A 14531-nucleotide genomic window follows, 5' to 3' on the forward strand; every position below is an offset into this window, starting at 1 on the left:
ACATCATAGGGATCTTTTGACGAAAGTCAAAAGTCTCTCTGCTTTCCCTGATAGCTCAGTTGGTAGAGCACTCGACTGTTAATCGAGTTGTCACAGGTTCGAGTCCTGTTCGGGGAGCCATTGCTTCCATAGCTCAGTCGGTAGAGTGCATCCATGGTAAGGATGAGGTCACCGGTTCGATTCCGGTTGGAAGCTCCAGTAAGTTTTTGTAAGGCCCGTTGGTCAAGTGGTTAAGACACCTCCCTTTCACGGAGGTAACAGGGGTTCGAGTCCCCTACGGGTCACCATTAAGTAAATCCCATGGAGGCTTAGCTCAGCTGGGAGAGCATCTGCCTTACAAGCAGAGGGTCGGCGGTTCGATCCCGTCAGCCTCCACCATTAACTACATAAGCCGTTGTAGCTCAACTGGTAGAGCAACTGACTTGTAATCAGTAGGTTGGGGGTTCAAGTCCTCTCGACGGCATGTTACTATTGGGGATTAGCCAAGCGGTAAGGCAACGGACTTTGACTCCGTCATGCCAAGGTTCAAATCCTTGATCCCCAGTTTCTTATCATGAGTCATTAGCTCAGTTGGTAGAGCACCTGACTTTTAATCAGGGTGTCGTAGGTTCGAATCCTACATGACTCACCATTTGCCTTATTTACAAGATGCGCGTATGGCGGAATTGGCAGACGCACTAGACTTAGGATCTAGCGGGTGACCGTGGGGGTTCAAGTCCCTCTACGCGCATTAAATCCTCAGCAGTATTTATACTCCTGAGGTACCCTGCGGAAGTGGCTCAGCGGTAGAGCATCGCCTTGCCAAGGCGAGGGTCGCGGGTTCGATCCCCGTCTTCCGCTCCAATTAATAAGCGCCCTTAGCTCAGCTGGATAGAGTATTTGACTACGAATCAAAAGGTCGGGAGTTCGAATCTCTCAGGGCGCGCCATTCTTTATTAGTAACACTGTATCGGGATGTAGCTCAGCTTGGTAGAGCACCTGCTTTGGGAGCAGGGGGTCGCATGTTCAAATCGTGTCATCCCGATATACACGCGGGTGTAGTTCAATGGTAGAACTTCAGCCTTCCAAGCTGGTAGCGTGGGTTCGATTCCCATCACCCGCTTTAAAGAAAGAAAGAGTCACCTTCGGGTGGCTTTTTCTTTGTTCCAGGGGAGAAAAAGAATTCACAAAGGGTTCGACCGCCTGTGAAGGCATGCGTCCAAATCAACCGCTATTTCGTCCGAAGAAAGTATGTCCAATAAGCATTTGGAGTACTCCCTTATTCATGCATACATTAATTACCACGCCCTAAGAAGGGCTTTTTTTATTTTACTACTATATGCAGAGGGCGGATTGTGGTAAAATATTCTGAAATGAGTTTTTGTAACGTTAAGCTTTTATAGAGAGAAGCATTAATGCAACATAGTGAATAGATGAGGTGGAGAGTTATGTTAGAGAATGTAATCGGCCTACAAAAGCAAGGAACGAATAACCTGCTTCGCAGGGACGTACGCTTCTTGGGGCACATACTAGGTGAAGTTCTGGTACATCAGGGCGGCAATGATCTCCTCGAGGTTGTCGAGAAAATTCGTGAGATGAGTAAGTCTTTAAGAGCACACTATGTCATTGAAATCTATGATGAGTTCAAAGCAACGATTTCTTCACTTGATCCGGAAATTCGTCATCAGGTGATCCGAGCTTTCGCTATTTACTTCCAGCTTGTTAATATTGCTGAGCAGAATCATCGGATTCGTCGTAAAAGAGATTACGAGCGTTCTTCCGGTGAATCCGTACAGCCTGGTTCCATAGAGAGCATTGTACAGGAACTAAGAAACAATCATGTCCCTTTTGAAGAAGTACAAGAGATTCTTAAAGCTATCTCCTTAGAGCTTGTTATGACTGCACATCCAACAGAAGCTATGCGCAGAGCGGTACTTGATATTAATCTGCGTATTTCAGATGATATGATGAAGCTAGATAATCCAATGCTGACTTCACGTGAACGTGAACAGCTGCGTGAGAAGCTGCTAGGTGAAGTTCTGAATTTGTGGCAGACGGACGAGCTGCGTGATCGTAAACCTACGGTAATCGACGAGGTTCGTAATGGTTTGTACTATTTTGACGAAACATTGTTCGATGTATTGCCAGAGATTTATCATGAGCTTGAGCGCTGCTTAAATAAATATTACCCGCAGGATACTTGGCATGTGCCTTCTTTCTTGAAGTTCGGTTCATGGATTGGTGGAGACCGCGATGGTAACCCGTCTGTGAGAGCGAATGTAACATGGGAAACACTAGGACTGCACCGTCAATTGGCTTTGCAAAAGTATGAAGAAGTTCTGAAAGAAACACTAGAACATATGAGCTTCAGCAAAAATATTGTGACGGTTAGTGAAGCCTTATTAGAGTCCATTCAGTGTGACCGTGTAGCGCTTGGCAATGTGCAGGATGTATGGCGCAACGAGAAAGAACCTTACCGTATCAAAACAACGTATATGATCGAAAAGGTTCACAACACGGGCAACCCTAAGGTGCCAACAAGCCAGAAGTATAACAGCCCTGAAGAGTTTATTAATGATTTGCATATTATTGATGCTAGCTTGAGATCACATTATGCTGATTACGTTGCTGACAAATATATTAAGAAGCTGATCCGTCAAGTCGAGCTGTTCGGTTTCCACTTAGCTGCGCTTGATATCAGGCAGCATAGTAAAGAGCATGAATCAGCGATGACTGAGATTTTGGCGAAAATGGGCATTACGAGTGATTACAGCAAGCTGTCTGAAGAGGAGAAAATCTCGCTTCTGACGGATGTTCTGAATGATCCAAGACCAATTACTTCAACTTACCTAGAATACTCTGAGGGTACGAAAGAGTGCTTAGATGTTTACCGTACGGTAGGCGAAGCGCAAAAGGAGTTTGGACGCAATTGTATCAATAGCTACCTAATTAGTATGACTCAAGGTGCTAGTGATCTTTTAGAGGTTGTTGTGTTTGCGAAGGAAGCAGGTTTATATCGCAAAGAGAGCGATGGCAGCGTAACGAGTACGCTTCAGTCGGTACCTCTTTTTGAAACAATCGACGATTTACATGCGGCACCTGGCATTATGAGCACATTGTTAGCTATTCCTGCTTACCGTAATAGCATTGATCCGGATACACAACTTCACGAAATCATGCTTGGTTACTCGGATAGCAATAAAGACGGCGGAGTGATCACAGCGAACTGGGAGCTTCGGATGGCGCTACAGGACATCACAGAAGCTGCGAAGAAGTTCGGCGTTAAGCTGAAATTCTTCCATGGTCGTGGTGGCGCACTAGGTCGCGGCGGCATGCCGCTAAACCGCAGTATCCTTGCACAGCCTGTAGAAACACTTGGTGGCGGCATTAAGATCACAGAGCAAGGGGAAGTATTGTCATCTCGCTATTCCTTGCAAGGCATTGCGTACCGCAGTTTAGAGCAGGCGACTTTCGCGTTAATTACAGCGTCCCAATTATCGCGTTCTCCACAAAGACTTTCCCAAGAAGACAAATGGGAGACGATTATGCGCGGTATTTCGGAGCAAGCACAGACGAAGTATCAGGATCTCATTTTCCGAGATGAGGATTTCTTAACTTTCTTCAAAGAATCCACACCGCTTCCTGAGATTGGCGAGCTGAATATTGGTTCACGCCCATCCAAGCGTAAAAATAGCGACAGATTCGAAGATCTGCGTGCAATTCCATGGGTATTCTCCTGGACGCAAACGCGTTATCTGCTTCCTGCTTGGTATGCGGCAGGCACAGGTCTGCAAAGCTTCTATCAAGGGAATACAGGGAACCTAGCGACATTAAAAGAGATGTACGAAGAATGGTCATTCTTCCGTACGATGATTGATAATCTGCAAATGGCGTTAGCCAAAGCAGATCTCCAAATCGCCAAAGAATACGGGAACTTAGTGAAGGAATCAGCCATTGCAGAGCGTATTTTCAACCTGATTAGGGAAGAATATGAATTAACTTCTTCAATCATTTTGCAAATTACAGGGCAGCAAGAGATTTTGGATAATGTTCCTGTCATTCAAGAGTCAATCCGCCTTCGTAACCCCTACGTTGATCCGCTAAGCTATATGCAGGTTGAACTGCTTACAGAGCTTCGCGCACTACGTGAAAACAATGAAGACGATGCGATTCTGCTGCGGGAAGTGCTGCTTACAATTAACGGTATTGCAGCTGGACTGAGAAATACGGGCTGATAATTATAGTGCATAAGCGTATAGACAGGATGATAAAGTCGGGGGCCTCGTATATCGAGCGCAGCTCGACTTTTCCTGTCCTATACCAAGGTGCCCATAGGCGGACGGAGGCTTATTAACTGCATGGGGCGATGGTTAGCGATTGTTCTTGTTCTTATAGGTGCTTCAAGTTATGGCCTGCTTTCCTCTTTTATCAAAATGGCTTATGATCAAGGATATACGGATGGGCAAATCACGCCGGCTCAAATGACAATGGGAACTTTACTCGTATGGTTGTTAATTCTTTTTCATAAAAAATCTTGGGCTAATCCTTTCAAAGGTCCTTGGGTAAAGCTAGGTCTGATTGGTATTTTTGGATTGGCATTAACGACCGTGTTTTACAACATTGCTTTGCAAGAGTTGAATGCTTCTTTATCGATTATTTTATTGTTTCAGTTTACTTGGATGACAATCGGAATGGATTGCATACAGAAACGAAGACTGCCATCAAAGTCAGAAGGTATTGCGGTCGCCTTCATCCTAGTTGGGACTGTTCTTGCCGTGAATGTTCTGAATACGAACTGGGAGCAGTTCAGTTACATTGGGATATTGTATGGACTGTTATCTGCATTAACGTACAGCACCTTCCTCTTTTTCACAGGTCAGGTCGTTAGTCCTCTTCCGCCTCTAATGAACTCAGCCATCATGCTAACCGCGACGATTCCAGTGATGTATGTCTTATATCCCCCTACGGTTTTTGTGCAAGAGAATGGAAGTGAACTGCTGCTGTGGGGTCTTCTTCTGGGTTTTCTAGGACAGGTTGTGCCTACGATAGCTTTTAACATCGGTATTCCGCGAATTGGCAGTACACTTGCAGCTATGTTAGGTTCGGTGGAGCTTCCAGTGGCGATTGTCGCTGCGTATTTAATTATTGCAGAACCGGTAAATGGGTTACAATGGGTAGGGATGGGTTTAATTTTGGTTGGAATCCTAATTTCTGAAAACAAAACGTAATTTCTGCGTATGTATTAGAAAAGAATCGAATTGCCTAAGAAGCCGGAGGAAATCGAATTGAATTTTGTTGAAGCACGTCTGGCTAAACTAGCCAGAAATGGGGATCGAAATGCTTTTGCAGAGCTTGTTGAGCTCTACAAGGATAAGATCTTTCACTTGGCTTACCGTATGCTGAATAACAAACAAGAAGCCGAGGATGCGGTGCAGGAAACATTCTTGCGGGTATACACCAATTTGCACCGATATGATGAGAATCAGAAGTTTTCAACTTGGATTTTTCGAATTGGAACGAATCTGTGTATCGATAAACTGCGTAGAAGAAAGAATACGTATTCTTTAGACGCGGAAATGCCAGACGGAGAAGGCAATGACTATTATGCGATGCTGCCAAGTCATGAGGATACGCCTGAGAAACAAATTATTGTGTCTGAGACGCAGGAACAGATCCGTAGAGCTATTGATACATTACCGGAAAAATATAAATCAATCGTCATTTTAAGATATCTGCAGGATATGTCCCTTCAGGAGATCTCTGATGTGCTTGATATGCCTGTAACAACGATCAAAACACGTGTACATCGCGGGCGAGAGTACTTGCGTAAGCGATTAGAACAGGAGGAACAAGATGCCAATACAAATCCTGTTCCAAGATGAAACATATTTAAATTCGAAACGTATGGTATATCACAACATGCAAAAGTCTAAGAAAGGGGTGGCTGCCCGATGAATTGCAAAGAAGCCCTCCCGCTCATACATGAATATCTAGACGGTGATTTGCAAGGATCGGATTCTCGGCTATTGAAAGAACATCTGATTGCTTGTCAGACCTGTCATGCTTTATTCAAACAATTAGAGAAAACAGATGCGCTAGTTAGAATGCTGCCACCACTAAGAGCTTCTGATACGCTGACGGCACAGATTATGAGCGGACTGCCTCCAATGAAGCAACGTAGTGGCTGGATGGACTTCATACGCAGGCATCCTGCTGGTTCGGTAGCTGTCGTTTTCGGCGCCGTCATGTTCGGCAGCTTCATGTCCATGTGGAATGATGATACGAATCTGATGGTCAAAGGAAGCAACCTTCAGGATGTCATTATCCAAGGGGATACGGTTATTGTACCGCAGGGTCATACTGTGCAAGGAGATCTCGTTGTACAACGGGGAACGCTGAAGGTGGAAGGTGAAGTAACAGGTAATCTAACTGTTATCGACGGCACACTGAATTTGGCGTCTACCGCGCACATTTCGGGTCAAGTTACACAGGTGAATGAAGCAATTGGTTGGGTTTGGTATAAATTAGGCGAGTTCGTAGGGATGCTCTCGAATTAGCTTGAAACGTCTGCCGTTGGCTTTGAGCCGAAGGTGGCGTTTTTTTTTAGGTACATTGAACCAAATCAACTGGGAAACACTCAGATATAGAGAGATAAATAGAAGTATACTTAGGATTATGTTATGATTCTAGGTATAGTATAGAGAGATCACTGTGTTCAGTCGCCTGGGGGAGAATAATAAATGGACTTACTCACGAGCATCTCGGCTAAGGATATCGTCGATATTCTGATCGTTAGCTATGTGATTTATAAATTGATCCTGTTAGTTCGTGGGACAAGGGCCATTCAGCTCATGAAGGGTATACTTGTTGTCGTCATTACATGGGTATTTAGTATTTGGTTTAAACTCAGTACACTGCAATGGATGATGAATCAGACCTTTACGTTTGGGGTATTGGGCGTTATTATTATTTTCCAACCTGAGCTCAGACGAGCCTTGGAACAATTAGGCCGTGGAAAGCTGTTTAGCCGCTCCTCAAGCGAAGAAGATCAGGATGTCAACAAACGAATCAGCGAAGTCATACGGGCTGCGAATTATTTGGCCAAAAGAAAGATTGGGGCCTTAATTGTGTTTGAAAAAGAAACCGGTTTGACGGATTACGTGGAGTCCGGTATTGCCATAGAGAGCAAAATCAGCGCGGAGCTGTTGATTAATATTTTCATTCCCAACACACCCTTGCACGATGGAGCTGTTATTATTCGTCAAGGGCAATTAATGGCCGCGGGCTGCTACTTGCCGTTGTCTGAAAATCCCTTCATCTCCAAGGAATTGGGCACGCGTCATCGCGCTGCTATTGGGATGAGCGAGGTTTCTGATGCGATGTGTATCATTGTGTCCGAGGAGACGGGACAGATCTCTTTGACGATGAACGGTCACATTGTACGGGATATTAAAGAAGAGTCCCTGATCGCGAAATTGTTCGAAGAGCTTAAGCCGAAGGCGAAAACAAATGAGAAGAACCCTTTCTTGAAATGGAGGGGGCGTTCGAATGGATAAATGGCTGCGTAATACGAATGTTGTGCGCGTCGTTGCACTTGTAATTAGTATTTTGCTATGGGTTGTTGTGCACATGGAGGAGACGAATTTATCGCAAAGCTCCCCCCTTAGACAGCGGGAAGAAACGATTAATAATGTAGCCATTACAACGAAATACGATGAAACTCATTATCATATCTCGTCAATGGCCCCTTCTAATGTACAGGTTCTTCTTAGTGGCAAGGAATCTTCTGTGAAGAAGGTCACAACCAGCAATACGTATCAGATCGAGCTTGATTTGACCCAGGTGGGCAAAGGAGATCATCAGCTTACGTTAACACCTGTTGGTTTCCCGGCTGATGTTGAGGTGCAAATTGTTCCTAGAACCGTTCACGTCATCATTGAAGAGCTGCAGATGAAAGAAGTGCCTGTCGTTATCAATGTCAAAGGCACGCCATCAGCAGGGCTGAAAGCCGGCCAGCCGATTGTGAAGCCTAACAAGGTGTATATTACTGCGCAAACGAGCAAGCTCGAGCAGATCGAGAATGTGCGCGGCGAGGTTTCCGTTGATAAGGCTCAGTCCGCCGTAACAAAGCAGGTAAAGCTGCAAGCTTTTGATAAGGAAGGCAAAGAAGTTGCTGTGAATATGAATCCGCCAGTTGTGGATGTTGAAGTGCCGATAACAAGTCCATTCCAGACGATACCTCTGCAATTGAAGATAAGTGGAGAACCGCCGAAAGGGTATGCCATTTCGATGGTGACACAAAGTCCAGACAAAGTTACGGTATATGGAACACAAGATGTTGTGGATCGGATGGAATTTTATCAAGGTCCGCAGTTGAATATTCAAGATTTGAAGGAAACAAAAGAATATTCACTGGACATTCCTTTGAGGAATAAAGTAACACAACTGGATCCAGCCAAAGTGACTGTGAAGGTGGAGATTGTTCCATCTATTACTAGAGCTTTGGAGAATGTCCCGATTACGATAATCGGTGCAAATGAAAACTATGCAACGAAGGTGACGACGCCGGAAACGGCGCAGCTGAACATAACGGTTGAAGGCGCTCCTACCATCATAGATCAACTGAAGGTACAGGACATTCAGGCTATTCTGGATGTAAGTAATTTACCACCAGGGAAGCATGAACTGAAGGTTGCTCTGAACCTTCCAACGTATGTGAAGCTTGGATCACCGCAAGAAGTAAAGGCAACAGTAGAAATCAGTGAGAAAGCAGCAAATACAACAGGAAATACTACCGGTAATACGACTGGAAATACAACAGAGAATACAGCACCAAAAGCAACAAATCCATAATGGGATGAGACAAGAGGAGAAAAGAGACATGGGGAAATATTTTGGTACAGATGGTGTGCGCGGAGTCGCTAACGGCGAATTGACACCAGAATTAGCGTATAAGGTTGGCCGCTGCGGCGGGTATGTATTAACAAGACAGGCCAAGCATCCGAAAGTCGTGATCGGGAGAGATACACGTATTTCGGGTCCGATGCTGGAAGCATCCCTCGTAGCAGGCTTGTTGTCTATTGGTGTTGAGGTTATTCGCATTGGTGTTGTAAGTACACCAGCGGTGGCTTATTTAACGAAAAAGCTTGGAGCGGATGCAGGCGTAATGATCTCCGCTTCCCATAATCCGGTTGAGGATAATGGAATCAAGTTTTTTGGGGGCGACGGGTTCAAGCTGCTGGATGAGACAGAGCTTGAGATTGAACAACTGCTGGATGCAGCAGTAGACGAATTGCCTCGCCCGGTTGGCGGCGAGATTGGTACGGTTTCAGATCACCCAGATGCGAAGCTAGCTTATCTGGCGTTTTTGAAAGAGACTGTATCCGAGTCTTTCGCAGGATACAAGGTGGTTCTTGACTGCGCGAACGGCTCAGCCTTCGAGCTGGCCCCTACGATCTTCCGCGAGTTGGGAGCGGAAGTCATCACCATCGGCGCTGAGCCGAATGGACGCAATATCAACGATCATTGCGGCTCCACGCATCCTGAGAAGCTTCGCGAAGAAGTGGTGAAACATGGCGCAGCCATTGGCCTTGCTTTTGACGGAGATGCGGATCGCTTGATCGCGATTGATGAGAAAGGCGAGGAAGTCGACGGAGACTTCATCTTAAGCATTCTAGGAGATGCGCTGAACCGCGCAGGGAAGCTGAACCACGGCACGATTGTGACGACGGTGATGGCGAATATCGGCTTTTTCAAAGGGATTGAAAAAGCAGGTCTTAAGGCACTGCAAACGGCAGTAGGCGACCGCTACGTAATGGAAGAGATGCGCAAAGGCGGCTACAACCTAGGTGGAGAGCAATCCGGGCATGTTATCTTCCTTGATTACATCTCGACTGGAGATGGCATTCTAACTGCGCTGCAACTGGTGAACACGATAGTTGCATCAGGACATAAACTAAGCGAATTAAAAGGGATTATGCGTAAATTCCCGCAGCTGCTCGTTAATGTTCGTGTAGCGGACAAGAGCAAGCTGAAGAATAATACCGTTGTCGAAGAAGCTATTCGCAAGGTGGAAGCTGAACTTGGGGATAACGGACGAGTGCTCGTGCGTCCATCGGGAACGGAATCTTTGATCCGCGTCATGGCGGAAGGGCCTGATAAAGAGCAGGTTGAAGCTTATGTGCATGATATTGCAAAGGTTATCCAAGAGCAATTGGTCTAACTATTTTGCAAGTTGAGGTTTATTGAAGTTCCCCTTTCGCGCTTTTTAGCATTAATGTGTGCTTTTCTGGGCGAATAGGGGGATTTTGATAGAAAAAATAAGTTGCACGTTGACTGAAAAATGAATATGATGTATTTACTCAAGAAGGAAGGGCAGGGTTGAGGTTATTCGGTTACAAATAGCGCCAGAACTCGCAGGCGGAACGGAATGTAGTAAAAGCTACTACTACGCAGGTGAGTTGACGAGGTGAAGGTGTTCGAAACATTCGGCGGGGACCTTCCGGCATTAGGAATGCCGTTAAGTTGGAGAGCCAAAAAGTCTGGGCGACCGGGCTGACAAGTATCCAACGTCCGTTTTTTTATTATGCGAACTTATAGATAGTCGTTTATATATTGATTTTGGATCTTTGATAAATAGCCTTGTTGAATAGGCTCATAAAACTATGGAGGTACTACACTATGTGCGGAATCGTTGGTTATATTGGAAAGCGTAATTCTCAGGAAATTTTGCTGGAAGGGCTGAAAAAGCTTGAATATCGGGGCTATGATTCTGCAGGTGTAGCCGTGTATACAGCAAATGGTCTGGAAATTAAGAAAGCAAAGGGCCGTATAGCGAATCTTGAATCCAAGCTTGAGGAAACTCCTCTGAACGGAAGCGTTGGGATCGGACATACCCGTTGGGCGACGCACGGCAAGCCGTCGGATGTGAATTCGCATCCGCATACGGACAATTCGTTGAAGTTCTCCGTGGTGCATAACGGGATCATTGAAAATTACATCACTCTCAAGGAAGAGCTTACGGCTAAAGGCCACAAGTTTATCTCTGAAACAGACACAGAAGTGATTTCGCACCTTATTGCTGACCTATACGAAGGAGACATCCTTAAGGCCGTCCAAAAAGCCGTAAAACAAATGACAGGCGCATTTGCTTTGGGTGTTTTGACGGAGTATGAACCGGATCGTCTTGTGGCCGTACGTCAGGCTAGTCCTTTGATTATCGGTATCGGTGAAGGCGAGAACTTCATTGGTTCTGATATCCCGGCTATCCTCGAATATACACGTAATGTTTTTATTCTTAATGATGGCGAAATGGCGCTTTTGACGCGTGATGGTGTCGAATTAATGACTTTGGAAGGGAATTTTATTTCCAGGGAAATGTTTCATGTCGATTGGGACATTGTTACGGCGGAAAAAGCCGGATTCGATCACTTTATGTTGAAAGAAATCTATGATCAGCCTAAGGCTTATCGCGATACAATGGGAAGCCGTATTGCTACGGATGGCCGTAAAGTAACGTTAAATGAGCTGTCGATTACAGCGGAAGCAATTCGCAACATCAGCCGTGTGCATATTGTGGCTTGTGGGACTGCGTATCATGCCGGGATGGTTGGGAAATACGTGATCGAGAAAATGGCACGAATTCCAGTTGAAACGGATGTCGCATCCGAATATCGTTATCGTTCCCCAATTATCACGAAGGATACTCTAGTGATTGTTGTTAGCCAATCTGGTGAAACAGCAGATACGCTAGCAGCACTTCGTGAAGCGAAGCGTTGTGGCGCGCATGTTCTGGCGATTACGAATGTGGTCGGAAGTTCTGTTGCTCGTGAAGCGGACGATATTATCACAACTTGGGCAGGACCAGAGATTGCCGTAGCATCGACCAAAGCCTACACGTCGCAGTTGATTGCTTTCTACCTGCTTGGTATTCATTTGGCACAAACCATTGGTACACAAACAGATGCAGAAATTGCTGAGATGATTTCAGCTTTGAAACAGTTGCCTGAACAAGTAGAAGAGATTCTTGCTCAAGCAGAGGACTTGAAAGCCGTGGCAGAAGAAATGGCTAAACACAATAACCTCTTCTTCATCGGTAGAGGCTTGGATTATGCAGTAGCATTAGAAGGTTCTCTGAAACTGAAAGAGATCTCGTATATCCACTCTGAAGCTTATGCGGCAGGTGAATTGAAGCACGGCACGCTAGCGTTGATTGAGGATGATGTTCCTGTGATCGCGCTAGGGACTCAGCTGGAGTTGCTGGAGAAAACGGTCAGCAATATTAAAGAAGTAAAGGCGCGCGGCGCGAATGTATTGGGGATTGCAGTTGAAGGTGAGCATGAGCTGCTGAAGTCTGTAGACAGCACGTTCGTGATTCCGAAAACGCTGGATATTCTTTCTCCTGCATTGTCGGTTATTCCGCTGCAGTTATTATCGTACTATGCGTCCTTGGCGCGTGGGAATGATGTTGATAAACCGCGCAATTTGGCGAAAAGTGTGACGGTGGAGTAGGGTTGGGTTTGGAATCCTGCTACCACTACGTGTCTAGTGAAAAGAAAGCTTGGAACCAGTAATAAAAGTATGGAGCCGATCTAAAGAGAGTCGAGCAGTTCTAGGGTAACTCCTAGGATTTGCTCGATTTTTTTTTTTAGAAGCGAGTATCAAAGCTCGCTGATAAACGAAGGCGTGGGCTTCAGTGCTCATAAAGGATGGCCGAAACACCAAGAGGACTCTAAGCCCTGGATCTCATCCGGCTTGGTGTTTTTATTGAATTGAACGCGGAGACCACTAGACTCAGGGGGTCTTATTTCCTTTTAAAACCAAGGGGCAGCCGAATCTGTAAACTTGAATTTAACTACCCGATTTAGCCCATAGAACTACCCTCTCGGGTAGGTCAATTCAGCGCAGCTATCTCTTATAATAGAGATTATGGCTTGTGCAGCTCGAGAGTGACCAATGAACTCTATCTACACAACGATAAGAGGAGAGTAGATACTAATGATTAGGCGTGGTATTTCATTTTTTACGGTTTTGTTAATAGTAATGGGGTTATTCCCCTCTTACTCTTTTGCAGGAAGCGGAGTCACGAGTCTAACCAGTTTAACATTGTCCAGCGGCAAGGCTGTTGCGGACCTCATGGATTTTTGGAAATTCTATGCAGACGTTGCGAACAACGTGAGCGAGATAACGGTTACGCCGACGGCGGAAGACGCTGATTCCAAGATTGAGGTAAACGGCGTAGAAGTAACTAGCGGCAGTCCGTCGGGGGCAATTGCCCTGAATGTTGGAGTTAACACGATAGAGATTCTGGTGACACCGGCCCCCCCTCTAGAAGAGTATAAGAAAATCACCACTTTAACGGTAACTCGAGCGGGTGGGCCGGGTAGCAACACCATATTGAATTTTCTAGGCCTATTTCTGGAAAGCGATATACCGGGGGATTTACCCGTTGGCTTCGGGTTCAATAAGAGCTTGCCGTTCTATGATTTTATAGATCTCATCGGCCAGAACAAGGTTCTGATCGATCCCCAACCCGAGGACAGCGTGGCGACCGTCACGGTAAACGGAATCGAAGCGACAAGAGGCGTCAAAGTACCCGTTAGCTTACTAATGGGAGATAACACGATAACGGTCGTCGTGACGGCGAGAGACGGGATGACAACCCGGACCTATACGTTACTTATTAATCGCCTCCCGGGCTCGGACACTTCGCTTATCGAACTGGGGCTGAACAACGGCATACCCGTTGTCGATCCGGGTGATAACAAGAAATACTCCGTTAACTTCGCCTACGGTTGGAAGAGCACTAGAGTATATCCAGTGGCCAAAATGGATTATGCAACGATTACCGTAAACGGAAAAAGCGTGGTGAACGGCGGGTTATCCGAGGCGATTCCCTTGGAGGTCGGGAGCAATACGATTGCGGTCGTGGTGACGTCGGAGGATGGATTGGCTACGGCCAACTACACCCTGACGGTAACGCGGGCAGCCGCGCCGGTGGGTTACAAGGTAACCTTCGTCGAGAATAATGGCAGTCCGGTCGAGGACCTGAATGAAGTTAGTCCGGGATCGACCATTGCAAGGCCGGAGTCAACCCATGATGGCTATCTCTTCGGGGGTTGGTATAAGGAATGGAATTATATTACTTTATGGGATTTCGATACGGATACGGTAAATGAAAATACGACGCTGTACGCGAAATGGACGCCGACGTATACGGTGTTGTTCGACTCGCAAGGAGGAAGTTCGGTTGAGAGCGCGCCCGGCATTCTCTCCGGAGCGACCGTCCCGAAGCCATCCGATCCGACTAGAGCCGGCTACTCATTCTCGGGTTGGTATGCGGATGAAAACTTCTCGTCGGCATGGAACTTCGCGACGGATACGGTAATCTTGGATACGTGGAGCGTATATAGGACTCTGTATGCGAAATGGACGGCAATACCGGTCACAACGTACACGGTGACGTTCGACTCGAAAGACGGCAGTGCGGTAGCGAACTTGACCGGCATTACTGCGGGAGCGACGATCACGAAGCCAGCTGATCCGACGAGAGC

Annotated in this window: 9 protein-coding genes and 12 tRNA genes; all 21 read left to right on the top strand. The window is 46.2% G+C overall.

Annotated features, from left to right (window positions below; all coding sequences use genetic code 11):
• Positions 1–44 precede the first annotated feature (44 nt).
• Positions 45–120: transfer RNA gene (locus GQF01_RS03280), tRNA-Asn, on the top strand.
• 2 nt (positions 121–122) lie between these two features.
• Positions 123–198, top strand: a tRNA-Thr gene (locus GQF01_RS03285).
• 14 nt (positions 199–212) lie between these two features.
• A tRNA-Glu gene (locus tag GQF01_RS03290) sits at positions 213–287 on the top strand.
• 15 nt (positions 288–302) lie between these two features.
• Positions 303–378: transfer RNA gene (locus GQF01_RS03295), tRNA-Val, on the top strand.
• A gap of 12 nt (positions 379–390) precedes the next feature.
• Positions 391–463 (top strand) — tRNA-Thr (locus GQF01_RS03300).
• 9 nt (positions 464–472) lie between these two features.
• Positions 473–544, top strand: a tRNA-Gln gene (locus tag GQF01_RS03305).
• An 11-nt stretch (positions 545–555) separates the two neighbouring features.
• Positions 556–631: transfer RNA gene (locus GQF01_RS03310), tRNA-Lys, on the top strand.
• Positions 632–650: 19 nt separating this feature from the next.
• A tRNA-Leu gene (locus GQF01_RS03315) sits at positions 651–730 on the top strand.
• A 38-nt stretch (positions 731–768) separates the two neighbouring features.
• Positions 769–843, top strand: a tRNA-Gly gene (locus tag GQF01_RS03320).
• Between the two features lie 8 nt (positions 844–851).
• Positions 852–928 (top strand) — tRNA-Arg (locus GQF01_RS03325).
• 22 nt (positions 929–950) lie between these two features.
• Positions 951–1024 (top strand) — tRNA-Pro (locus GQF01_RS03330).
• Between the two features lie 7 nt (positions 1025–1031).
• Positions 1032–1102 (top strand) — tRNA-Gly (locus GQF01_RS03335).
• Positions 1103–1427: 325 nt separating this feature from the next.
• A complete protein-coding gene (gene ppc, locus GQF01_RS03340; RefSeq protein WP_161405462.1) occupies positions 1428–4214 on the top strand; it encodes a phosphoenolpyruvate carboxylase in 2787 nt (928 codons plus the stop codon).
• Positions 4215–4337: 123 nt separating this feature from the next.
• Positions 4338–5207, top strand: a complete 870-nt coding sequence (locus tag GQF01_RS03345; protein ID WP_161405463.1) for a DMT family transporter — start codon at positions 4338–4340, stop codon at positions 5205–5207.
• A gap of 57 nt (positions 5208–5264) precedes the next feature.
• Positions 5265–5861: an RNA polymerase sigma factor SigW gene (gene sigW, locus GQF01_RS03350; protein WP_161405464.1), complete on the top strand. Its 597-nt coding sequence runs from the start codon at positions 5265–5267 to the stop codon at positions 5859–5861.
• A 69-nt stretch (positions 5862–5930) separates the two neighbouring features.
• The gene (locus GQF01_RS03355; protein ID WP_161405465.1) at positions 5931–6536 is read left to right on the top strand and encodes a zf-HC2 domain-containing protein; all 606 of its coding nucleotides are present in this window, start codon (positions 5931–5933) and stop codon (positions 6534–6536) included.
• A gap of 183 nt (positions 6537–6719) precedes the next feature.
• On the top strand, positions 6720–7535 hold the full coding sequence (gene cdaA / locus GQF01_RS03360; RefSeq protein WP_127456697.1) for a diadenylate cyclase CdaA: 816 nt from the start codon (positions 6720–6722) through the stop codon (positions 7533–7535).
• The gene (locus GQF01_RS03365) at positions 7528–8832 is read left to right on the top strand and encodes a CdaR family protein (protein ID WP_161405466.1); all 1305 of its coding nucleotides are present in this window, start codon (positions 7528–7530) and stop codon (positions 8830–8832) included. Before cdaA ends, GQF01_RS03365 begins: the two co-directional genes overlap by 8 nt.
• 28 nt (positions 8833–8860) lie before the next feature.
• Positions 8861–10201 (top strand): phosphoglucosamine mutase, encoded by a 1341-nt coding sequence (glmM, locus tag GQF01_RS03370; protein WP_161405467.1) that lies wholly within the window; start codon positions 8861–8863, stop codon positions 10199–10201.
• Positions 10202–10659: 458 nt separating this feature from the next.
• Positions 10660–12489: a glutamine--fructose-6-phosphate transaminase (isomerizing) gene (gene glmS, locus GQF01_RS03375; protein WP_161405468.1), complete on the top strand. Its 1830-nt coding sequence runs from the start codon at positions 10660–10662 to the stop codon at positions 12487–12489.
• 486 nt (positions 12490–12975) lie between these two features.
• Positions 12976–14531, top strand: a 1556-nt coding sequence (locus tag GQF01_RS03380) for a cadherin-like beta sandwich domain-containing protein (RefSeq protein WP_202556049.1), incomplete at its 3' end; no start/stop codon positions are given.

Origin of the sequence: Paenibacillus silvestris (assembly GCF_009882985.1) — a bacterium.
Lineage (GTDB): Bacteria > Bacillota > Bacilli > Paenibacillales > NBRC-103111 > Paenibacillus_E > Paenibacillus_E silvestris.